Raw genomic sequence first — 22,350 nt, forward strand, 5'->3', positions numbered from 1 at the left:
TACTAGTTGAAGGTACACACATTGCTAAAACAACGAATTTTAACCTCGCTCGTGTTGGCACCACTTGCACTTGTATTGGTATTTTATACCCCATTAACTCTATTTAGTTATATCGCCGCCGGTATCGTATTACTCGGTGCATGGGAATGGTCTGCGTTTATGGGGCTATGCGATAAAGTTAAACGTTTTGGATTTGTCGCTGCAACAGCGGTGTTTCTTGCATTATTAAATTGGCATTGGCCGATTGACTCGCTTTGGCAAAATGGTCAACTAGTAGGTGATGCAAACTATCTATTCACGCTATCGTTTGCTTGGTGGATTGTAGCTACTTACTTAGTTTGGCGTTATCCCGCTATGGCAAAAGCGTGGAATGAAGGCATTGTGATGCGTGCCATTGCCGGATTTTTAACACTCGTACCACTTTGGTTAGCTTTAAATACCCTGCGTAGTGCAGGCTATGGCGAATCAACCCATTTCGGCTCTATGCTTATTCTTGTGGTTTTAGGCATTGTTTGGAGCGCAGACATCGGTGCATATTTTACCGGTAAAAACTTAGGCAAACACAAACTAATGCCAAAAGTGAGCCCAAATAAGACCATTGAAGGCCTACTTGGTGGCGTGGTGGCCTCAGTTATTTTTGTTTTAGTATTTTGTCATTACAGCAATGTTGATATGGCTGTGTGGCCAATTTATGCGGTTATGACAGCATTTATTGCGCTGTTTTCAGCGGTAGGCGATTTATTAGAAAGTATGTTTAAACGTGAAGTTGGCTTGAAAGACAGCGGTTCATGTTTACCAGGTCATGGCGGTATTCTAGACCGCATCGATAGCTTAACAGCTGCTGCACCTATTTTTGTACTTTGCTACGCATGGACATTGAGTTTATGAGCAAAGTAGAACAACTCGTCGTATTAGGCGCAACTGGTTCAATCGGTTTAAGCACCTTAGATGTTGTTGCTCGTAACCCAGAGCGCTTTGCTGTTTTTGCCTTAGCTGCTGGTAAAAATGCCGAGAAAATGGCTGAACTGTGTATTGCACATCAACCTAAGTTTGCCGTAATGGCAGATCAACACGCCGCGGCTGCGCTGTCTAACTTACTTGCCACTAGCTCTTGTAAAACAGAGATTCTTGCAGGTACAAGTGCTATGAGCGAGCTTGCTGCTGATACTGATGTTGACACTGTTATGTCGGCTATTGTCGGTGCAGCAGGCTTGTTACCTACTTTAAGCGCCGTTGAGGCGGGCAAAAAAGTATTGCTTGCTAATAAAGAGTCTCTAGTTATGTCGGGGCAGTTGTTTATTGATAAAGTAAAACAGCATGGTGCTACTTTATTGCCTATCGACAGTGAACATAATGCTATTTTTCAATGTATGCCTGCGGCTTTACAAAACGGGTCGGGTTTACTGGCCGATAATGGCGTTAGCAAAATTTTATTAACAGGGTCTGGTGGGCCATTTTTAACTCGCGATGTCGCAACATTATCAGCTGTGACCGTGACTGAAGCTGTGGCGCACCCTAATTGGTCGATGGGCCAAAAAATATCTGTTGATTCAGCAACCATGATGAATAAAGGCCTTGAATTTATTGAGGCTAAGTGGTTATTTAATTGCCAAGCAAGCGATATTGAAGTGGTGATACACCCGCAAAGTATTATTCACTCAATGGTGCAATATCAAGATGGTTCAGTGCTTGCGCAAATGGGTAATCCAGATATGCGCACTCCTATAGCTCACGCTTTAGCATTTCCTGAGCGCGTTGATGCCGGGGTTAAACCTCTCGACTTTGCACAGATTGCAGACTTTACTTTCACTAAGCCAGATTATGCACGATATCCAAATTTAAAACTTGCGATTGAAGCATGCGAAATGGGGCAGGGCGCAACAACCACTGTCAACGCTGCAAATGAAGTTGCAGTTGCTGCATTTTTAGCTGGCCAGATTAAGTTTACAGATATCTTTCGTATTAACTCACAAACCCTAGCAGCAACACAGGATGTTAATGTGCATACATTAGACGAGATCCTGGCTTGTGATGAAGCTGCTCGCATTAAAGCCACTGAGTTTGTTAGAGGAGGCATTAATTAGCATGTTTGATTTTTTTTGGAATCTGGGTTCATTTATTCTTGCCTTAGGCATTTTAGTGACAGTGCATGAATATGGTCACTTTTGGGTTGCACGTAAGGCTGGTGTCAAAGTACTGCGTTTTTCAATTGGCTTTGGTAAGCCGTTGATCAAGTGGTATGACAAACAGCAAACAGAATATGTGATAGCGGCAATCCCACTAGGTGGTTATGTCAAAATGCTTGATGAGCGTGTTGACGAAGTACCGCCAGAGCAGCGTCATTTATCATTTAATGCCAAATCAGTAAAAGCACGTATAGCGATAGTTGCAGCCGGACCAATGGCGAACTTTTTATTTGCTATTTTTGCTTTAGCTGTCATGTACATGGTGGGCGTTCAGTCATTAAAACCTGTGGTTGGTGAAGTGACTCAAGGAAGCCGTGCTGCAGCTGCTAATATTGAGCCGAACCAACAAATTATTAAAATCGGTGAAGACGATATCAGCACTTGGCAAGATGCCACCTTCTCATTGATGAGCCGTTTAGGCGAGCAAAGCGTTGTTGTTACGCTTCGTGATCAAAACTATCAAAAGCATGTGCGTACCCTTAACTTAGATGGCTGGAAATTAGATCAGCAAGATGTACCACCGCTAACATCGATTGGTATAGTACCTTTTCGACCTAACGCCTTACTGCAGGTAGCGATGATCAGTAAAGGGTCAGCTGCAGAACAGGCAGGATTACAGGTAAATGATAAAATTATTGCCGTAAATGGTGAAAATATCAGCACTTGGAACGAGTTAGTTTCACTAATTCAGCAATCACCTAACAAATCCTTACAAATTAGTGTACAAAGACAAGATAGTATTAAAGAGCTTATTGTTACACCTAAAGGCCAAATCAATGATTCAGGTGTTGAACAAGGTTTCTTAGGTGTGTCTCCAGTGGTTGAGCCATGGCCAGAAAATTATATTGAAACTAGACATTATGGCCCTGTCGATAGTATTGTGCTGGGCATACAAGAAACATGGCGTTTAATCACACTAAGTTTCGACATGATTGGTAATTTAATTACCGGTCAGGTGTCGGTTAAAAATTTAAGTGGCCCTGTAGGCATTGCAGTGGGTGCGGGAACTAGCGTAAGCTATGGTTTGGTTGCTTTTTTAAGCTTCTTAGCATTAATAAGTGTAAACCTAGGTGTATTTAACTTATTACCGTTGCCAGTGCTTGATGGTGGGCACTTAATGTATTACATAATTGAACTTTTTCGCAAAAAGCCGGTCTCTGAAAAGACGCAAGAATTTGGTTTTAAAGTGGGTGCGTTACTGCTCCTGTTTTTAACATGTTTCGCTTTGTTCAATGATGTATCGCGTTTATAACAAATGAGCGAAAAATTCCAATTTGAACACGATTGTAAAACACCGCAAAAGTTTAACTTACAAGGTGTTGAGCGGTAATACAGTTGTAAAGGATAAAGATAATAAAATGGCTATAAAAAAACATTTGGCAGTTTCAAGTTTATTAGGTGCAAGCTTTGCAGCCCTAGGCCAAAACTCCTTTATTGTAGATGATTTAAAAGTTGAAGGTTTACAACGTGTTGCTCTAGGTGCAGCGCTAACGCATATTCCAATCAACGTGGGCGATAATATTGATGAGTATACAATTTCAAGAACCATAAAGGCTCTCTATCGTTCAGGTCACTTTGATAATATTAAAGCATTACGCGATGGCAACAGTGTTATTTTCCGCGTAACAGAGCGCCCAACGATTAGCATGATCGAATTTGATGGTAATAAAGACATCAAAGATGAGCAGTTAAATGAGTCGCTCGATCAGCAAGATATTCGTACGGGTGAGCCACTTGATAAAACCGTTCTTGATAATATAGAAAAAGGTTTAGTTGAGTTTTTCCATAGTATTGGTAAGTACAATGCTAAAGTGGATGTAACTATCACTAAACTGCCACGTAACCGTGTGAAGCTATTGTTTAAATTTGATGAAGGCGATGCCGCTTCTATTCGTCAAATTAACCTCGTTGGTAACGAATTATTCTCTGATGAAGAGCTACTTAAATTAGCTGAGTCACAACAAGATTTGCCGTGGTGGAAGTTCATGTCGAGCGACCGCTATCAAAAGCAAACCATTGAAGGCGACTTAGAAAAAATTCGTAGTTACTATTTAGACCGTGGTTACCTTCGTTTTAATATCGATTCAACCCAAGTTTCAGTTAGTCCTGAACGTGACTCAGTTTACGTAACAGCTAATATCACTGAAGGTGTAAAGTACACCGTAAAAGGGTTTGATTTTATTGGTGACTTGCTTGGTCGCGAAGAGTTAATCAAAAGTGTTATCCCGCTGAAAACGGGTGAGCTTTATAATGGCTCGGTGGTTACGTCTTCTGAAGAATTCATTAAAAGCTATTTAGCGCGTTTTGGTTATGCCAACGCTGAAGTACGCACAATCCCAGAGATTGATGACGAGAAAAAAGAAGTTCAATTAACCTTATCAGTAAACCCTGGTAAGCGCGTCTATGTTCGTCGTATTATCGTAGGTGGTAACCAAAATACCTCTGATGAAGTAGTACGCCGTGAAATGACTCAGCTTGAAGGTGCGTGGTTATCGAATCAAAGCTTAGAGCGCTCTAAACTACAAATTCAACGTTTACCTTACATGGAAAGTGTTGATTTTAATGTTGTGCCAGTACCGGGAGTTGATGACCAAGTAGATGTCGATTTTACTGTTAAAGAACAATCAGCTGGTAGCTTTAACGCTGGCCTTGCTTATGGTTCTTACTTAGGTCTGCAATTTAATATCGGTGTTAGTGAATCAAATTTCTTAGGTACCGGTAACCAGATTGGTTTCAATATTAATACCTCACGTGGTTCTGAACGCATCAGTGTTTCTTATACAGACCCTTACTTTACGCCAGATGGTGTATCGCAAGGAAGTAGTATCTTCTACAGCAACTATGATGCAAGTAAATTCAGTCTAATCGACTATAAATCAAAGAGCTATGGTATTGGTACGAATATTGGCTTCCCAATCGATGCTGTTAACCGTATCAATTTTGGTGTTCGTTGGATCCAAGAAGAGTTATCTGACATTGCTGAATACGAGCAAACTCGTGTAATGCGTGAAACTTTCTTAGACCCAGAAAACCCTGATGCAGGTTTTGACTTTACTAAGTATGAGCTTAGTGCAGGTTGGTCGCGTGTTACCGTAAACCGTGGTTTATTCCCAACGGCTGGTTCGCGTCAATCACTTAACTTAACAGCTACAACGCCGAACTCTGATTTACAGTACTTTAAGATAAATTATGATTCGCGTTTCTACTGGCCAATTAGTAATGATCACCGTTGGGTATTCTCAACACGTGCAGCACTTGGTTATGGTAATGGTTATGGTACAACCAATGGTTATGACCAAACATTGCCGTTCCAGGAGTTCTTCAGAATTACTGAAATGGAATTACGTGGCTTCGATCGAAACACGATTCTACCACGTGCTGTATCGCGTGGCCCACAAGCTATTCCTGGTACACCATTACCTGACGGTACTACAACAGGTAACATTGGTGGTGCATCAGAGTTTGATGAACTACGAACAGCAGGCCGAATTGGTGGTAACGCCAAAGCGGTAGCAGGGATGGAGCTAATCGTTCCAACACCTTTCTTAGATGAAGAAAACACCAGCTCTGTACGTACTAGCTTTTTCGTAGATGCAGCAAACGTATGGGATACAGAGTTTAATATTGACCGTTATCAAAACCTTTCAATAGACCAGCGTGCAATATTGTCTGATTACTCAGATCCAATGCGCTTTAGGGTTTCAACGGGTCTTTCATTACAATGGATCTCTCCAATGGGTCCAATGCTGATTAGTTTTGCGTATCCATTGCAAAAAGAAGAAGATGACGATACGAAGACCATCAGCTTTAATATTAGTAATACATTCTAAAGGAGTTTTTACGTGAAAAAATCAATCAAATCAACAGCCTTCGCATTGCTTGCTACTTTATCTATGGGCCTTTCAACAAGTGCATTTGCGCACAAAGTAGGTGTTGTTGATATGCAAGAAATTTACAAGCAAATCCCTCAAATGGCGAAAGTTGAGCAGTCACTTGAAGCTGAGTTTTCTGAGCGTCGTCAAGAGTTAGAAAAGTTACAAGGCGATATTCGTTTTGAAGCTGAAAAGTTCAAGCGTGAATCAACAACGATGAGCGATAAGCAGAAAGATGAATTACGTACTAAGATTCAAGGTATGCAGCAGCAACTTGCTGAAAAAGGCCGTCCTTTAGAGCAAGAAATCAAGATGCGTCAAAACCAAGAGTTAGCTAAGGTTCAAAAGCTAATCTTAGATGCAATCGAAGAAGTGGCTAAAGCTGGCAAGTTTGATGAAGTTAAAGTTAAAGAAACAACAATTTATTTTAACCCTAAAACAGTATCTGATTTATCAGATAAAGTAGTTGAAAAAGTAAGTAAGCAATAGAAATCATATATGCATAATTACACGCTTTCGCAGATTGCGGATCTTTTAGGCGCCGAACTTCAGGGTGATGGCGCCACAGAGATTACAAAAATATCAACACTTGCAAATGCCCAACATGGGCATATTGCATTTTTAGCGAACAAGAAATATCGCTCACAATTGAACGACACATTAGCCAGTGCGGTGATTTTATCCGAGGCTGATGCAGCGTTTTTTACAGGCAATAAGCTTGTGGTTGCTAACCCCTATGTATGTTACGCCAAGCTTGCCCAGCTTATGGATACCACGCCGCGTTCAGCTGCTACTGGTATTCACCCAAGTGCAGTCATTCACGATTCAGCCAGGATTGGTGATAATGTCGCGATCGCTGCTAATGTGGTGATTGAAGCGGGGGCTGTAATCGGCAATGACGTACAACTTGGTCCAGGCTGCTTTATCGGTGAAAATACAAAAATTGGCCAAGGCACTAAGCTTTGGGCAAATGTATGTGTTTACCATGAAGTCGAAATCGGCAGTGATTGCTTATTTCAAGCGAATACAGTTGTGGGTAGCGATGGTTTTGGCTATGCGAATGAGCGTGGTGAGTGGATTAAAATTCCACAGCTAGGCCGTGTAATTATTGGTAACAAAGTTGAAGTAGGTGCATCAACGACCATTGACCGTGGTGCACTTGACGATACTATCATTCATAGTAATGTAATTATCGATAATCAATGTCAAATAGCGCATAATGTCGAGATCGGTTCGGGTACTGCAGTTGCTGGTTGTACGGTATTTGCTGGCAGTACAGTTATTGGTCGGAATTGTCAGATTGGTGGCATGGTTGCAATTAATGGTCACATTAGCGTATGCGATGGTGCTATAATCACCGGTATGAGTATGGTGACTAAGGCAATCACAAAACCTGGGATTTATTCTTCGGGCTTGCCACATCTAACCAATAAAGAATGGCGACGTAGTATTGCCCATATCCGAAACCTCGGTGATATGAAAGACCGCATTAAAGCACTTGAGTCTCTAACAAAGTCACTCAATATTGAAGACAAATAAGGATGCTATTTTGGCAAATGAATTAAATAGTCTTGATATCCAAGATATCTTGAGTTTACTTCCGCATCGTTATCCGATGCTACTTGTTGACCGTGTATTAGATTACACGCCAGGCAAGTCGTTACATGCAATTAAAAATGTAACAGTGAACGAACCTATTTTTACGGGTCATTTCCCTAACCAACCAATTTTTCCTGGTGTGTTGATCCTAGAAGCAATGGCTCAAGCTACGGGCTTGTTAGGTTTTAAAACAGTTGAAAACCGTAGTGACAATGAACTGTATTTATTTGCTGCGATTGATAATGCACGATTCAAACAGCCGGTATTACCTGGCGATACCATGCATTTGCATGTAGAGTTTGTAAAAGAGCGCCGCAATATATGGAAGTTTGCAGCAGAAGCAAAAGTTGACGGCAAAGTGGTGTGTACTGCCGAAATCATGTGTGCGAGAAGAGAGTTTTAATAGTGATTCATCCTACGGCAATAATCGAACCAGGTGCAAAACTTGGCAAAAATGTGTCAGTTGGCCCTTATAGCTATATCGGAAACGATGTAACTATTGGTGACAACTGTATCATCGACTCTCATGTGGTTGTTAAAGGCCCATCGACGATTGGTTCTGGTAACCATATTTTTCAATTTGCATCGGTTGGTGATGCTTGCCAAGACAAAAAATACGCGAATGAACCAACTACGCTGATCATGGGTGATAACAATGTGATCCGTGAGTGTGCAACAATTCACCGTGGTACTATCCAAGACCAAGGTGTGACAAAAATTGGTAGTAACAACTTATTTATGGCGTACACCCATGTTGCACATGATGCTGTAATTGGTGATAACGTTATATTTGCTAACAATGCCTCTGTTGCTGGTCACGTACACGTAGGTGACTGGGTTATTCTCGCGGGTAACTCTGGTGTTCATCAATTTTGTAAAATTGGTGCTCATGCCTTTGTAGGTATGTACTCTGGCGTAAATAAAGATGTACCACCATTTGTAACTACTATTGGCACGCCGGCTGGCCCTGTAGCAATCAATACTGAAGGCATGAAACGCCGAGGTTTTGAAAGTGATGAAGTTATGGCAACCCGTCGTGCATATAAAACGCTTTACCGTAAGAGTTTAGGTGTTGAAGAAGCTATCGCCGAGTTAACTGAAGATGCAGCAAAGTATCCTGCTGTTCAGCTGATGATAGACTTTGTGAAAAGCTCTGAGCGCGGCATTATTCGCTAATTATAAGCGATACACTAAAAGCCACCGTAAGGTGGCTTTTTTGTTTTTATACTAATTCGCTTAATTAGGTAAATCAGTATAGTTCAGGTTTCGCTAAGTAAGCGCTTGCTACCTTTATGGCAAAAAAGGATTCAATAATATGAACAAACTTATCCTCTTTGCTTTATTAAGTTTAATTATAACTGGTTGTAGTACTGCGCCTTCGGTAACTAAGGGAACGATAGAAAAAGGCAAAGCCAGTTATTACGCTGATAAATATCATGGCCGAACTACTGCAAGTGGTGAGGTGTTTAATCAACAGGCATTGAGCGCGGCTCATCAAACACTTGGCTTTGGTAGCAAAGTAAAAGTCACTAATATTGCTAATAATAAAAGCGTGGTTGTGACCATTAATGACCGCGGCCCATTTATCCGCGGTCGTATTATTGATTTATCAAAAAAGGCGTTTTCACAAATCGCATCAACAAAGCAAGGTGTGATTGACGTTACCGTTGAGCAGCTAGATTAAAAGCGGGTAATAAGCTCTACGTAGTCAGCTTCATTAGCAACTAATTCAGCATGACTTGCAAGGGCTCTCACTTGTCCTTGTTCTAACCAAATCACTTTATCAACACGACTTAGCATTGCTGGGTCGTGAGTAATGGTTAGCATGGTTTTATCTGCCCATATTTTCTCAAGCGTAGTCAGCAAGTTTTGCTTAGTGTGGTTATCTAGACTCTCTGTTGGCTCATCAAGAATGATTAAATTACCTTGCCTTAATAGAGCTTGGGCAATGGCAACACGACGTGACTGACCATGAGATAGCTTTCTGCCTGCGGTGCCTAAACGAGTGTTTAGCCCATCTTTTAAATTGCTTAACCATGAGCCAAGCTCTGCTTGTTCACAGGCTTCAATAAGCATTTCATCTGTCGCATCAAAAGCTGCATAGCGAAGATTCTCCCGAAGCGTGCCATCAAAAATATGATGCTGCTGAGCCACGATAGTCATGCATTTGAAGCGCTGTTGATGACTAAGCTTGCTTAGCTCAAAAGTATTTTCTTTAGTGGTTAGTTCAAGCGTGCCTGATTGGATAGGCCAAAGCCCTGTTAGTAAGTTAACCAGAGTGGTTTTGCCACTGCCGCTGGCACCAACTAGAGCTAATTTACTGCCTGAAGCAATTGATAAGTTAATTTCATTCAGTGCGTTTCTGGTTGCGCCTTGGTATCGGTAATTAACATTTTTGAACTCAAGGCCAAGAGCACTGTTTGCTATTGTATGTGCTTGCTTCTGTTCATTATGCTCTTCGAATTTGTCTTCAAGTGTAAATAGTCGCTGTGCTGCGCTTAAAGCATTTGGTAATTCTATAAACGCACTTGGCAAAGTTAGTACAGTTTCAAAGCTGGCTAATACAAATAACGCGAGCATAGCTAGTTCAACGTTTTTCATAGTAGCTGTTGCGACCAGTGGAATTATTATAAATACACTGGCAAGCATGGTGAGTTGGATCACCAAAGTGCTTAAGCCATTACTGTTTGCTATGGCTTTGTGTCGATTATATAGCAAGCTGTTGTATTGCTTACTGAGTGAATCACAATGGGCAAGCTGCGCGGCGTGTGCTTGATATACTGCAAGCTCTCTGGCACCTGATAGTGTATCAGCAAGCTCAGATCTTAACTCTGCTGAAAGCTGTGTTTCAGCATGTGCTTGTTGGCGAAGTTTATGGCTCAATAGAGCCGGAAGTAACACGCCAATAATCATCAATGAAATAAAGCATAACAATGCAACATCAGCGTTATACATTGCCATGAATGCCATTACGATAGGAATGCTGATAAGAGCGACGATAATTGGCAGCAGCACATTTAGGTAAAACTTATCTAACGCATCAACATCGTTTTGTAGGCGGTTGAACAAGTCGCTACTACGAGTCATTGCTAAGTCAACGTTGTTGAGTTGGCTAAGAGTCTTGAACATTTTTACGCGAATTTCGCTCAGCAACAAAAAGGTAGCGTTATGAGTTATCATTCGCTCGCCGTAACGAGACGCTGTGCGCACGATAGCTAAAAAGCGGATCACCCCTGCAGGGGTAAAGTAGTTCATCTGCACACCGGCAATACCCGCCGTTGCCATGGCTGCTAAAAACCAGCCCGAGATGGCGAGTAAACCGACATTTGCAAGTACTGTTAAGCTTGCTAAAAAAGCCCCCAAAAGCAGCATGCCTGCATGAGGTTTGCAAAGTTTTAATAAACGTATGAAGTTATGCATGGGCTTCACCTTGGCTCACAAGCTTAGCAAATAGGCCTGCTTGTTCGGTGAGTTGCTGATAATGACCAGACTCAACAATTTGACCTTGTTGCATAACGTAAATGGTGTCGGCATGTTTAACCGTATTCAGTCGGTGAGCAATAACCAGCACTAAATGATCTTTTGCATAATCTCGGATTGCTTGGTTGATTAAATGCTCTGTTTGGCTGTCTAAGTGAGCTGTAGGCTCATCAAGCATTAGCACAGGGGCATTTTTTAAAAATGCACGGGCAAGGGCAATACGCTGCTTTTGCCCCCCTGAGAGACCTTCTCCTTGTTCACCAAGCTGTGTATCAAAGCCATTAGGTAGGGCGTTTATAAACTCAAGCGCACCAGCTTTACTAGCCGCTTCCTCAAGTTCAGCGTGGCTTGCATCTGGTTTTGCTAATCGTAGGTTATCTGCAACGGTTCGATAAAATAATGTGGCTTGTTGTGGGATCCACGCAAGCTGTGCTTGCCAATCAGCTAAGGCGGTATCGCTCAGTGGCTGTCCGTTAATGTGAATGGCATTGTTGGCTTGATGATGAAAACCCAATAGGCAATCAAACAAAGTACTTTTACCCGAGCCGCTTTCACCTACAAAGGCAACTAATCCTGTGCTTGGCAGGCTTAAGTTGATATCAGTCACCCCTTCGTTTGTCTCAGGGTAGTGAAAAGTAAGCGCATTCAGCTGTATGTCTTTTATCGGTAACTCAAGTTTAGAGGTACCTAAATGTTTATCGGCGTCGCTTTGATTGATTATATCGACCATATCAGCAGCGGCGCTGATCCCTTCGAGTTTTGCATGATAATGAGTGCCCATTTGGCGAAGTGGTAAGTAAAACTCAGGGGCCAGTAATAGCACCACAAAACCGGTCGCAAAATCGAGCGTACCAAAAAATAATCTAAAGCCAATGATCACAGCAACAAGAGCAACACTAATGGTGGCTAAAAACTCAAGAGCGAAAGATGATAAAAAGGCGACTTTCAGCACCCCCATGGTTGCACCACGGTAATCATCAGATATCTGACTTATGCTATTTAGCTCACGCTTGGTTGCATTAAAAAGCTTAAGTTGAGTCAGTCCTTGTAATCGGTCAAAAAAGTAATTGCCAAGTACCGCTAGCTGTTGCCAGCGTTCTTGGTTTAACTGCTCCGCTTTATGGCCCACTAAAATCATAAAAAAGGGGATAAGCGGGGCTGTTAAAAGGAATATGAGGCCTGCTTTGTAATCGGTTGGAAAAATTACGACCAATATGGCTAATGGAATAAGCGCACTGTAAGCCACACTTGGAATGTAGTTGGCGTAATATTGATGCAGTGCTTCAACCCCATTATGTAAGGTGTTAAGTGTTGCGCCATGGCCTTTTTGTTCAGTGTATGCTGGCCCAAGTTTGCTGAGCTTTTCTAGCAATGTATTACGCATCACGTTCTTTATTTTTAACGCGGCAAGGTTACTCACCCGTTCACTTAGCGCAACCAATAAAGCACGAGCTAAAATGAGCCCCGCAAGAGGCCATAATAAAGGGCTTACGGCTTGCAAGTTTGCTTGTTCAAACATAACTTGATGAACTGCGTTCGCAAGAAGGTAACAAGAGGCAATCATTAACAGGGCATTGAGTGTGCCCAGACTAATGCTTAATTTAAGAAGCCCTGAAGCGGACTGGCTATACTGCTTTAAAAAAGCGCGCAGCGTTTGCTGTTGCGCGCGATTTGGTCGGGGTTTAGTTGTCATCGTTGTTTTTGAGTCTCGCGTATAGCTCTAGCTCATCATCAGCGATTGAATCTTTATGTTGGTGAAATTCGTACCACATTACGTTGATCACTCCCAGTGTACAGGCTAATAGAACACCTAAAATCCAGGCAAAATACCACATATTTTAATCTCCTTAATAGCTACCGTGAGTGTTGTTTTCAATTTCACTGATGGTTACTTTGCGCCACATCTTCACATAACACCATGTTGTGTAGATAAGAATAAGTGGTACAAAAATAACCGCAGCAATAAACATCACGTTAAGTGTCATATGGCTCGAAACCGCATCCCACATGGTTAAACTAATATTAGGGTTGTTGCTCGAAGGCATAACAAACGGGAACATTGACATACCCGCAGTGAGTATCACGCCAGCAAGCATTAGGCTTGACGCGATCAGTGCCATCGCTGGTTTTTGTAATTTAGATAACACTATTGCCAGTGCCGCCATAACGAATGCAAGGGCAGGGAACAGCATAGTTAATGGCATTTTTGTATAGTTATCAAGCCATGCCCCCGGTGCTTGCGTTACTGTTTTAGCCAGTGGGTTGGCATAGCCTTGAGTATCGCCCATGCTGACGATTGTATAACCATCAAGTTGAGATACCCACACACCTGCTAAAGCAAACAATACAATAAACGCCATCAGTGCATATCGGCCATATTGTGCTGAGCGTTTTGCAACCTCCGCATCAGTTCGAAGTTGTAGCCACATACCAGCGTGGCCAACGAGCATAAGTACACTCACAAGGCCTGCAACAATGGCAAATGGATTTAATAGCGCAAAGAATGAACCTTGGTAGCTAACACGCAGTAGGTCATCAATGTGATAAGGCACACCTTGTAGCAAGTTACCAAATGCCACACCAAATACTAGAGCCGGAATAAAACTACCGGCAAATAGGCCCCAATCCCAGTTATTACGCCAGCGCGGTGAATCTATTTTTGAGCGGTAATCAAAGCCAAGTGGTCTGAAAAATAGCGCAAATAATACCAGCATCATGGCAAAGTAAAAGCCAGAGAACGCAGCCGCGTAGACCATAGGCCAGGCTGCAAAAAGCGCCCCCCCAGCAGTGATGAACCAAACTTGGTTACCATCCCAGTGAGCACCAATGGTGTTAATAACAGTTCGGCGTTCAACATCGGTTTTACCCACTAGGCGAAGCAAAATTGCCACACCCATGTCCATACCATCGGTCACTGCAAAGCCAATCAGTAATACACCAATTAACAGCCACCAAATTAGTTTAAGAGTTTCGTAATCAAAAATCATGATTGAGCTCCTTGGCTTGCAAGACTATCTGCTTTGACAAGTTCATGGTGATATTTACCAGTATGAAGCGAGCTTGGCCCTTGTTTTATAAAGCGCAGCATCAGCCAACCTTCAACCGCAGCAAGACCTGTGTAGAATACTAAGAAACCAGTAATACTAATTAATAGGTCATTGACCGTCAGTGATGAGGTTGCCAAGAAGGTCGGTAAAATTTCCGAAATAGCCCACGGTTGACGGCCGTATTCAGCAACAATCCAACCAAACTCAATAGCAATCCAAGGCAGTGGAATACTCCATACCGCAGCCCACAATAACCAACGCTTTTGCTCAATAATTCGGTGTGCGTTGTAATAAAACGATAAGACAAATACGCCAAGCATGATCACACCACAACCAACCATGATCCTAAATGACCAGAACATTGGGCCCACTTGAGGGATTGAATCTTTCACTGCTTTTTGAATGTGCTCTTCTGTTGCATCAACCACGTTAGGCGTATAGCGCTTAAGTAGCAAACCATAGCCTAAATCAGCTTTTAAGGTATCGAATTTTGCAATGTTTTCAGGAGTGTCTTCACCGCTGCGAAGCTTTTCTAAGTATTCGTATGCAATCATGCCATTACGAATACGCTTTTCATGCTGCTCTTCAAGGTCTTTAATGCCCGTTACTTGCTCGTCAATTGAGCGAGTAGCAATAATACCCAGTGCGTAGGGGATTTTTACAGCGGCGTGAGTGACTTGCTCTTCTGAGTCAGGAATACCTACCAGCGTAAATGCGGCAGGGGCCTCTTCGGTGTGCCACTCAGCTTCAATCGTTGCGAGTTTTACTTTTTGTACCTCGCCAACTTCGTAGCCAGATTCATCACCCAGTAAAATCACACACAAAATAGACGCTAAACCAAACCCTGATGCGACCGAAAATGAGCGTTTGGCAAAAGCAAGGTCACGACCTTTTAAGATGTACCAACTACTAATACCCAGTACAAACATAGATGCTGCAACATAACCTGCTGATACAGTATGAATAAACTTAACTTGTGCAACAGGGTTAAATACTAGTTCAGCAAAGCTGGTCATTTCCATACGCATGGTTTGGTAATTGAATTCAGCACCTACCGGATTTTGCATCCAACCATTTGCGACTAAAATCCATAGTGCAGATAAATTAGTCCCTAATGCCATTAAGAAGGTTGCACCTAGATGCTGACGTTTACTCAAACGCTCCCAGCCTAAAAAGAACATACCCACAAAAGTTGATTCTAAAAAGAAAGCCATTAAGCCTTCAATTGCCAGTGGTGCGCCAAAAATATCGCCCACATAGTGAGAGTAATAAGACCAATTGGTACCAAACTCAAACTCCATAGTTAGACCCGTGGCCACACCAATCGCAAAGTTGATACCAAACAATTTCCCCCAGAACTTAGTCATATCACGATAAATTTCGCGACCAGTCATCACGTAAACGGATTCCATGATCACCAAAATCCACGTCATACCTAAGGTAAGTGGAACAAATAGGAAGTGAAATAGGGCAGTGATTGCAAATTGCAATCGCGATAGATCCACAAATGTTTCATCTATCATCGTTTAGCTCCTTGTTAGCGGGTGCGGTAGACACGACAAAAATAGGTTATAAGGTTTCAGTAATTATTGAAACTTTGTGAATTCTAACCTTGTATCCATTTTAGTCAATAGAAAAGTACGAAAAAAAGACAGACAGCCTCTGTATATCTTTTCTACAGGTTAGAGATAATGCTCTACACTTTCAAATATTTAATCGTTATAAAAAGCTCATTTACTATGGCTTACTTAGTTAATTTTTATTATTTTTAAGAATCTGACTAATTATCTACCGCTACTTTGAGCGGTAAACTGTGTATAAAGAATCGACGACTTTTTAGCGTAATTTCGATTTCTAGTATTTATTAACTCTGTGACATTTATCCGACTGCTAAAACACGGTAAACTCATTTTCATTAGTGCCAAAAGTTGCGAATTATCAACGAATGAAAGAACAAACAAAGCCGTTACGTATTGCCTTGGTGGCAGGTGAGTTATCAGGTGATATTTTAGGTGAAGGGTTAATAAAAGCACTTAAACGCCGTTTTCCTGATGCTATTTTTGAGGGGATTGCGGGCCCGCGTATGCAAGCGGCTGGTTGCAATACATTATTCGATATGGACGAATTATCAGTGATGGGCCTAGTCGAAGTGCTTGGCCGATTACCGCGCCTACTCAAAATACGCAAACAATTGGTGCAGCATTTTATCGACAACCCACCGGATGTATTTATTGGCATTGATGCGCCTGATTTTAATTTACGTGTTGAAAAACCGTTAAAAGATGCAGGTATCAAAACGGTTCAATATGTCAGCCCGTCAGTGTGGGCGTGGCGCGAAAAACGTATACATAAAATCAGTGCGGCTACTAATTTAGTGCTGGCACTACTACCATTTGAAAAAGCCTTTTACGATAAGCACAATGTACCTTGTACATTTGTGGGTCACACATTGGCTGATGATATTGCGCTTGAGCACGACCAAACCGAAGCGCGTAACCAGCTTGGTTTATCACAAACAGATAAAGTGCTTGCTTTGTTACCAGGTAGCCGGGGTTCTGAAGTAGGGCTTTTAAGCGAAACCTATATTCAAACAGCAGCGAAATTACAGGCGCAAAATCCTGACCTTAAAATTGTAGTGCCGTTAGTCAATGAAAAACGAAAAGCACAGTTTTGTGAGATTTTAGAAAAAACAGCCCCTGATTTAAAACTGCAATTATTGGATGGTCAATCAAACCTTGCAATGCAAGCTGCTGATGCCATTTTGCTTGCCTCAGGTACCGCAACGCTTGAAGGCATGCTGTATAAAAAGCCGATGGTCGTGGGCTACAAAATTAAGCCACTGAGTTATTGGATTTTTAAAACACTATTCACTTTTAACATTAAATATTTTTCGTTGCCTAATTTATTAGCCGATGAAGAACTTGTTCCAGAATACTTACAAACTGAGTGTAATGTTGAAAACTTATCAGCTGCGCTAACACCTATGTTGAATACGGATAACAGCGAATTAAAAGCGCGCTTTTTAGCTATTCATAAAGACATAAGATTAAATGCCAACGAACAAGCTGCAGCTGCAGTCGCGGAGTTACTAAATGCAAATTGAACGACCGAATGTTAATTATATAGCGGGTGTAGATGAAGTTGGCCGTGGCCCATTAGTGGGTGATGTTGTTACCGCTGCGGTAATACTTGATCCGAATAAGCCAATAGCAGGTTTAGCTGATTCTAAAAAGTTAACAGATAAAAAACGTCAATTATTAGCGGTAGAAATAAAAGAAAAAGCCCTTTGTTATGCTATTGGCCGTTGCAGCCCAACTGAAATTGACGAGTTAAATATTCTACATGCCACTATGCTTGCAATGAGCCGTGCGGTTGAAGGCTTAAGTGTAAAGCCTGAGTTTGTTTTTATTGATGGTAATCGTGTGCCTAGCCAGTTAACTGTGCCAGCACAGGCAGTAGTAAAAGGTGATAGCCTCGTTGAAGAGATTTCTGCGGCATCTATTTTAGCGAAAGTTGCCCGTGACGAAGAAATGATTGAGCTTGATAAGCGTTATCCTGACTATGGCTTTGCAGGTCATAAAGGCTATCCAACTAAAGCGCACTTTGCAGCACTCGAACAATACGGGGCAATTGCAGAGCATCGTAAGAGCTTTAAACCTGTTCAGCGCATTTTGGCGTTGAAAGGAGAGCAATTGTAATGCCTGCGCCGCAATTTGTTCACTTACGTGTTCACTCAGATTTCTCAATGGTGGACGGCCTTGCTAAAACCAAGCCGATTGTAGCTAAAGCTGAAGAGTTGCAAATGCCAGCGCTGGCAATCACTGACCAGATGAACTTATGTGGTTTGGTGCGATTTTATGGTGCGGCGCATGGCGCTGGGATTAAGCCAATTGTTGGTGCTGACTTTTGGTTAAGAAGCCCTGAATTTGAGGATGAACCAAGTCGCATTACCATCTTAGCGAAAGATAACGAAGGCTATAAAAACCTTACCTTATTGATCTCTAAAGCGTACCAGCGCGGGCATTTATTTCATCGCCCTGTGGTTGATCGCGAATGGTTGGTAGAAAATAAAAATGGCCTGATTTTATTATCAGGCGCTAAAGATGGCGACTTAGGCAAAGCCCTACTAAAAGGCAACCCTGGTCTTATTGAGTCTGTGGTTAGCTTTTATAAGCAGCACTTTAGCGATCATTATTATATTGAGCTTATTCGTACTGAACGCCCCCTAGAAGAAGATTATCTGCATCTGGCTGTTGAGCTTGCCGCAAAAGAGCAGTTACCAGTGGTAGCAACGAATGAAGTGGTGTTTTTAAAACCAGAAAATTTTGAAGCCCACGAAATCCGAGTGGCAATCCATGACGGTTATACTCTAGAAGATAAACGCAGACCAAAACGTTTTTCTGAGCAGCAATATCTAAAAACAGCGGAGCAAATGGCTGAGCTATTTAGCGATATTCCAGAAGCGTTAGAAAACACCGTAGAAATTGCCAAGCGCTGTAATGTAACCGTGCAGCTAGGAACTTACTTCTTACCTGATTACCCAACCGGTTCACTGAAAATTGAAGACTTCTTGGTTAAAGTCTCTGAAGATGGTCTTGAAGAGCGTTTACAGTTTTTATTCCCTGATGAGCAAGAGCGCAAAGAAAAACGGGGTGAGTATGATGAGCGTCTGAAAATAGAGCTCGACGTAATCAACCAAATGGGTTTCCCGGGTTACTTCTTGATCGTAATGGAGTTCATTCAGTGGAGTAAAGATAACAATATTCCAGTAGGTCCAGGACGTGGTTCGGGTGCCGGTTCACTGGTTGCTTATGCTCTGAAGATTACCGATCTAGATCCGCTAGAGTTTGACCTACTATTCGAACGTTTCTTGAACCCTGAGCGTATTTCAATGCCCGATTTCGACGTCGACTTCTGTATGGATAGGCGCGATGAGGTAATTGACCACGTAGCGGCGCTTTATGGCCGTGATGCGGTATCTCAGATCATCACCTTTGGTACCATGGCTGCAAAAGCGGTTATCCGTGACGTAGGCCGTGTACTTGGTCACCCTTATGGCTTTGTTGATCGTATTTCAAAATTAGTACCGGGCGATCCGGGCATGACCTTGGCTAAAGCGTTTGATGTTGAGCCGCGTTTACAAGAAGCCTACGACGGTGATGAAGAGGTAAAAGAGCTTATCGATATGTGTCGCATCCTCGAAGGGTGTACACGTAACGCCGGTAAACACGCTGGTGGTGTTGTAATTTCACCAACCACTATCACTGACTTTGCGGCCCTTTATTGTGATGATGAAGGTAAATTCCCGGTTACTCAATTTGATAAAAACGACGTTGAGACGGCGGGCTTAGTTAAGTTTGACTTCTTAGGTTTAAGAACGCTAACCATCTTGCAGTGGGCGCTTGATATGACCAATGAGCGCTTAGCCCGCGAGGGTAAAGAGCCGGTTGATATTAACGCCATTCCTCTTAATGACAAGCCAAGTATTGAGTTATTGCTACGCGCCGAAACCACCGCGGTTTTCCAGCTCGAATCTCGTGGTATGAAAGATCTTATTCGTCGTCTAAAGCCCGACTGCTTCGAAGATATGATCGCACTGGTGGCACTGTTCCGCCCAGGTCCATTGCAATCAGGCATGGTAGATAACTTTATCGACCGTAAGCACGGCCGAGAAGAAATATCTTACCCAGACGTTCAGTGGCAACATGAAAGCCTAAAGCCTATTCTTGAGCCGACCTACGGTATCATTCTTTATCAAGAACAAGTAATGCAAATTGCGCAGGTACTTGCCGGTTATACCCTTGGTGGCGCTGACATGCTGCGTCGTGCAATGGGTAAGAAAAAGCCTGAAGAGATGGCAAAGCAACGTTCGACTTTTGAAGAAGGCGCTATAAATAATGGCGTTGACGGCGAACTTGCAATGAAAATCTTCGACTTGGTAGAGAAATTCGCGGGTTATGGTTTTAACAAATCGCACTCTGCTGCTTATGCACTGGTATCGTATCAAACCCTGTGGATGAAGACCCATTATCCAGCTGAGTTTATGGCTGCAGTAATGTCGGCGGATATGGATAACACCGATAAAATTGTTACCTTGGTTGATGAATGTGAAAACATGAAACTGACCTTGTTACCGCCTGATGTAAATGCCGGTGAGTACAAGTTTACTGTTAATCTAAAAGGTGAGATTGTTTATGGCATTGGTGCCATTAAAGGCGTGGGTGAAGCACCGGTTGAAGCTATTTTAGAAGCTCGAAGTGAAGGCGGCCCGTTTAAAGACTTATTTGATTTTTGTGCCAGAGTTGACTTAAAACGCTTAAACAAACGCGTGGTCGAAAAACTTATCTATGCAGGCGCACTCGATCAACTTGGCCCAGATAAAACCCAGCCAGGTCGTGCGACCTTATTAGCGAGCTTAAAAGATGCCATGCGAGCGGCTGATCAACATCATAAAGCAGAGTCATTAGGGCAAGCAGATTTGTTTGGTTTATTGGCTACTGAACCAGACGAAGTTGAACAGGCGTTTATCAAAGCGACAGACTTAACTGATAAGCAATGGCTAGATGGTGAAAAAGAGACCTTAGGGCTCTACTTAACTGGCCATCCAATTAACCAGTACCGTAAAGAACTAAAGCATTACACCTCGGGAAGGCTAGTAGACTTGCAGCCCACAAATCGTGATGTGCAGTCAACAGCGGCTGGTCTTGTTATCAATGCCCGAACCTTGATAAATAAAAAGGGAAATCGTTGGGGTCTTATAACTTTAGATGACAAGAGTGCCCGTATTGATGTACGCTTATTCCCAGAACAGTTTGAAATGTACCAAGATATGCTGCAAGTTAACAATATCTTGGTAATATCCGGACAGGTCAGCTTTGATAACTTCTCTGGTGGCATTACAATGACCGCTAGAGACATATGCACCATTGCCGAAGCGCGAGAAAAACGTATAAAAGCGATTAAAATGACGCTGAATATGGTGCAGATCGAGGCAAACTTCTTCGATAATTTACAAAAAGTACTTGAACCTTATAAGTTTGGTACATGTCCTATTAAAGTATTCTATCAACGTCCGGATGCGTTGGCTGAGATTACCTTAGGGACTGAATGGTGTGTTACGCCTAGTGATGACTTAATTCATAAGTTGTCATTGATGGCGGCGCAAGATGTAGAACTAGAATTTAATTAATTAGGTAGTTTAGAGCATGAGCCTCAATTATCTTGATTTTGAGCTTCCAATCGCAGAATTAGAAGCAAAAATTGAAGAATTACAAAATGTAAGCCGCGCTGGCGAATTAGACCTTGGATTAGAAGAGGAAGTCAGTCGATTAAAAGAAAAAAGTGCTGAAATGAAAGAGAAAATTTTCTCTGAATTAGGTGCTTGGCAGGTTTCTCAGTTAGCCCGTCATCCGTTGCGTCCTTATACTCGTGATTACATCGAGCGCATTTTCACGGAATTTGACGAACTAGCAGGCGACCGTACCTTCGCTAACGACCCAGCTATATTAGGTGGTATTGCACGTTTTGAAGGTCAACCTGTAATGGTTATCGGCCAACAAAAAGGTCGTGACACGGCTGAAAAAATCAAACGCAACTTTGGTATGCCAAAGCCAGAAGGTTACCGTAAAGCATTACGCTTAATGGAAATGGCTGAGCGCTTTAAAATGCCAATTATGACATTTATCGACACACCAGGGGCATACCCAGGTGTTGGTGCTGAAGAGCGTGGTCAAAGTGAGGCTATCGCACGTAACCTTAAAGTTATGGCTGCGTTAAAAGTACCAACAATCTGTACTGTAATTGGTGAAGGTGGTTCAGGTGGTGCACTTGCAATTGGTGTGGGTGACCGCGTTAACATGTTGCAATACAGCACTTACTCTGTGATCTCGCCAGAAGGTTGTGCATCAATTTTATGGAAAAGCGCAGATAAAGCACCATTAGCTGCAGAAGCAATGGGTGTAACCGCAGCGCGCGTTAAAGAGCTTGATTTAATCAACAATGTGATTGAAGAGCCTTTAGGTGGCGCGCACCGCAATTACGATGCAATGGCACGTAACCTTAAAAACCAACTTAAACGCGACCTAGCTGAATTACAAGGCCTTTCACTTGATGAAATGCTTGATCAGCGTTACAAACGTTTAATGTCGTTTGGTTACTGCTAAACAC

General features: G+C 42.4%; 18 protein-coding genes. 13 read left to right on the top strand and 5 right to left on the bottom strand.

Annotated features, from left to right (window positions below; translation table 11 throughout):
- Positions 1-21: 21 nt before the first annotated feature.
- The 9 genes from AAEU31_RS01815 to AAEU31_RS01855 all read left to right on the top strand — a co-directional run bounded on the left by AAEU31_RS01815 (position 22) and on the right by AAEU31_RS01855 (position 9,341).
- On the top strand, positions 22-888 hold the full coding sequence (locus AAEU31_RS01815; RefSeq protein ID WP_421966236.1) for a phosphatidate cytidylyltransferase: 867 nt from the start codon (positions 22-24) through the stop codon (positions 886-888).
- The gene (gene ispC, locus AAEU31_RS01820) at positions 885-2,084 is read left to right on the top strand and encodes a 1-deoxy-D-xylulose-5-phosphate reductoisomerase (protein WP_421966237.1); all 1,200 of its coding nucleotides are present in this window, start codon (positions 885-887) and stop codon (positions 2,082-2,084) included. The genes AAEU31_RS01815 and ispC overlap by 4 nt, the downstream gene beginning before the upstream one ends.
- Position 2,085: 1 nt before the next feature.
- Positions 2,086-3,438, top strand: a complete 1,353-nt coding sequence (gene rseP, locus AAEU31_RS01825) for a sigma E protease regulator RseP (RefSeq protein ID WP_135924011.1) — start codon at positions 2,086-2,088, stop codon at positions 3,436-3,438.
- 106 nt (positions 3,439-3,544) lie between these two features.
- Positions 3,545-6,016 carry an outer membrane protein assembly factor BamA gene (gene bamA, locus AAEU31_RS01830; RefSeq protein WP_295507728.1) on the top strand — a complete coding sequence of 824 codons (2,472 nt, stop codon included), beginning with the start codon at positions 3,545-3,547 and terminating at the stop codon, positions 6,014-6,016.
- Between the two features lie 12 nt (positions 6,017-6,028).
- On the top strand, positions 6,029-6,547 hold the full coding sequence (locus tag AAEU31_RS01835; RefSeq protein ID WP_138558148.1) for an OmpH/Skp family outer membrane protein: 519 nt from the start codon (positions 6,029-6,031) through the stop codon (positions 6,545-6,547).
- Positions 6,548-6,556: 9 nt separating this feature from the next.
- Positions 6,557-7,597, top strand: a complete 1,041-nt coding sequence (lpxD, locus tag AAEU31_RS01840) for a UDP-3-O-(3-hydroxymyristoyl)glucosamine N-acyltransferase (RefSeq protein WP_421966238.1) — start codon at positions 6,557-6,559, stop codon at positions 7,595-7,597.
- Between the two features lie 10 nt (positions 7,598-7,607).
- Complete coding sequence (gene fabZ, locus AAEU31_RS01845; protein WP_135924015.1) at positions 7,608-8,060, top strand: 3-hydroxyacyl-ACP dehydratase FabZ; 453 nt, start codon at positions 7,608-7,610, stop codon at positions 8,058-8,060.
- 2 nt (positions 8,061-8,062) lie between these two features.
- A complete protein-coding gene (lpxA, locus tag AAEU31_RS01850; protein ID WP_421966239.1) occupies positions 8,063-8,833 on the top strand; it encodes an acyl-ACP--UDP-N-acetylglucosamine O-acyltransferase in 771 nt (256 codons plus the stop codon).
- A 139-nt stretch (positions 8,834-8,972) separates the two neighbouring features.
- Entirely contained in the window at positions 8,973-9,341 is a 369-nt protein-coding gene (locus AAEU31_RS01855) for a septal ring lytic transglycosylase RlpA family protein (RefSeq protein ID WP_421966240.1), read from the top strand.
- Here AAEU31_RS01855 and cydC read toward each other — a convergent pair.
- Genes cydC through AAEU31_RS01880 form a run of 5 tightly spaced genes read right to left on the bottom strand, consistent with a single transcriptional unit; the run spans position 9,338 to position 15,707 of the window.
- The gene (gene cydC / locus AAEU31_RS01860) at positions 9,338-11,077 is read right to left on the bottom strand and encodes a thiol reductant ABC exporter subunit CydC (RefSeq protein WP_421966241.1); all 1,740 of its coding nucleotides are present in this window, start codon (positions 11,075-11,077) and stop codon (positions 9,338-9,340) included. The two genes, AAEU31_RS01855 and cydC, sit on opposite strands and share 4 nt — an antisense overlap.
- Positions 11,070-12,830: a thiol reductant ABC exporter subunit CydD gene (cydD, locus tag AAEU31_RS01865; protein WP_421966242.1), complete on the bottom strand. Its 1,761-nt coding sequence runs from the start codon at positions 12,828-12,830 to the stop codon at positions 11,070-11,072. The genes cydC and cydD overlap by 8 nt, the downstream gene beginning before the upstream one ends.
- Positions 12,820-12,972 (bottom strand): cytochrome bd-I oxidase subunit CydX, encoded by a 153-nt coding sequence (gene cydX / locus AAEU31_RS01870; protein ID WP_036969707.1) that lies wholly within the window; start codon positions 12,970-12,972, stop codon positions 12,820-12,822. The genes cydD and cydX overlap by 11 nt, the downstream gene beginning before the upstream one ends.
- Before the next feature lie 12 nt (positions 12,973-12,984).
- A complete protein-coding gene (gene cydB, locus AAEU31_RS01875; protein ID WP_135924020.1) occupies positions 12,985-14,124 on the bottom strand; it encodes a cytochrome d ubiquinol oxidase subunit II in 1,140 nt (379 codons plus the stop codon).
- The gene (locus AAEU31_RS01880) at positions 14,121-15,707 is read right to left on the bottom strand and encodes a cytochrome ubiquinol oxidase subunit I (protein ID WP_135924021.1); all 1,587 of its coding nucleotides are present in this window, start codon (positions 15,705-15,707) and stop codon (positions 14,121-14,123) included. Before AAEU31_RS01880 ends, cydB begins: the two co-directional genes overlap by 4 nt.
- Positions 15,708-16,129: 422 nt before the next feature.
- Here AAEU31_RS01880 and lpxB point away from each other — a divergent pair, with 422 nt between their 5' ends.
- From lpxB to accA, 4 genes are read left to right on the top strand one after another with little or no spacing between them, the layout of a single operon-like run.
- Positions 16,130-17,287: a lipid-A-disaccharide synthase gene (lpxB, locus tag AAEU31_RS01885; RefSeq protein WP_421966243.1), complete on the top strand. Its 1,158-nt coding sequence runs from the start codon at positions 16,130-16,132 to the stop codon at positions 17,285-17,287.
- Positions 17,277-17,882 carry a ribonuclease HII gene (gene rnhB, locus AAEU31_RS01890; RefSeq protein WP_421966244.1) on the top strand — a complete coding sequence of 202 codons (606 nt, stop codon included), beginning with the start codon at positions 17,277-17,279 and terminating at the stop codon, positions 17,880-17,882. Before lpxB ends, rnhB begins: the two co-directional genes overlap by 11 nt.
- Positions 17,882-21,373 carry a DNA polymerase III subunit alpha gene (dnaE, locus tag AAEU31_RS01895; protein ID WP_421966245.1) on the top strand — a complete coding sequence of 1,164 codons (3,492 nt, stop codon included), beginning with the start codon at positions 17,882-17,884 and terminating at the stop codon, positions 21,371-21,373. Before rnhB ends, dnaE begins: the two co-directional genes overlap by 1 nt.
- A gap of 16 nt (positions 21,374-21,389) precedes the next feature.
- Positions 21,390-22,346: an acetyl-CoA carboxylase carboxyl transferase subunit alpha gene (accA, locus tag AAEU31_RS01900; protein ID WP_135924025.1), complete on the top strand. Its 957-nt coding sequence runs from the start codon at positions 21,390-21,392 to the stop codon at positions 22,344-22,346.
- The last annotated feature ends 4 nt before the right edge of the window (positions 22,347-22,350 follow it).

Source organism: Pseudoalteromonas thalassia (assembly GCF_049257215.1).
GTDB lineage: Bacteria > Pseudomonadota > Gammaproteobacteria > Enterobacterales > Alteromonadaceae > Pseudoalteromonas > Pseudoalteromonas lipolytica_C.

Excerpts from the sequence above, each read along its gene's own strand:
- ispC (WP_421966237.1), top strand. The coding sequence starts at position 885 with ATGAGCAAAGTAGAACAACTCGTCGTATTAGGCGCAACTGGTTCAATC.
- rseP (WP_135924011.1), top strand. The coding sequence starts at position 2,086 with ATGTTTGATTTTTTTTGGAATCTGGGTTCATTTATTCTTGCCTTAGGC.
- bamA (WP_295507728.1), top strand. The coding sequence starts at position 3,545 with ATGGCTATAAAAAAACATTTGGCAGTTTCAAGTTTATTAGGTGCAAGC.
- lpxD (WP_421966238.1), top strand. The coding sequence starts at position 6,557 with ATGCATAATTACACGCTTTCGCAGATTGCGGATCTTTTAGGCGCCGAA.
- AAEU31_RS01855 (WP_421966240.1), top strand. The coding sequence starts at position 8,973 with ATGAACAAACTTATCCTCTTTGCTTTATTAAGTTTAATTATAACTGGT.
- cydC (WP_421966241.1), bottom strand. The coding sequence starts at position 11,077 with ATGCATAACTTCATACGTTTATTAAAACTTTGCAAACCTCATGCAGGC.
- cydD (WP_421966242.1), bottom strand. The coding sequence starts at position 12,830 with ATGACAACTAAACCCCGACCAAATCGCGCGCAACAGCAAACGCTGCGC.
- cydX (WP_036969707.1), bottom strand. The coding sequence starts at position 12,972 with ATGTGGTATTTTGCCTGGATTTTAGGTGTTCTATTAGCCTGTACACTG.
- cydB (WP_135924020.1), bottom strand. The coding sequence starts at position 14,124 with ATGATTTTTGATTACGAAACTCTTAAACTAATTTGGTGGCTGTTAATT.
- AAEU31_RS01880 (WP_135924021.1), bottom strand. The coding sequence starts at position 15,707 with ATGATAGATGAAACATTTGTGGATCTATCGCGATTGCAATTTGCAATC.
- lpxB (WP_421966243.1), top strand. The coding sequence starts at position 16,130 with ATGAAAGAACAAACAAAGCCGTTACGTATTGCCTTGGTGGCAGGTGAG.
- rnhB (WP_421966244.1), top strand. The coding sequence starts at position 17,277 with ATGCAAATTGAACGACCGAATGTTAATTATATAGCGGGTGTAGATGAA.
- dnaE (WP_421966245.1), top strand. The coding sequence starts at position 17,882 with ATGCCTGCGCCGCAATTTGTTCACTTACGTGTTCACTCAGATTTCTCA.
- accA (WP_135924025.1), top strand. The coding sequence starts at position 21,390 with ATGAGCCTCAATTATCTTGATTTTGAGCTTCCAATCGCAGAATTAGAA.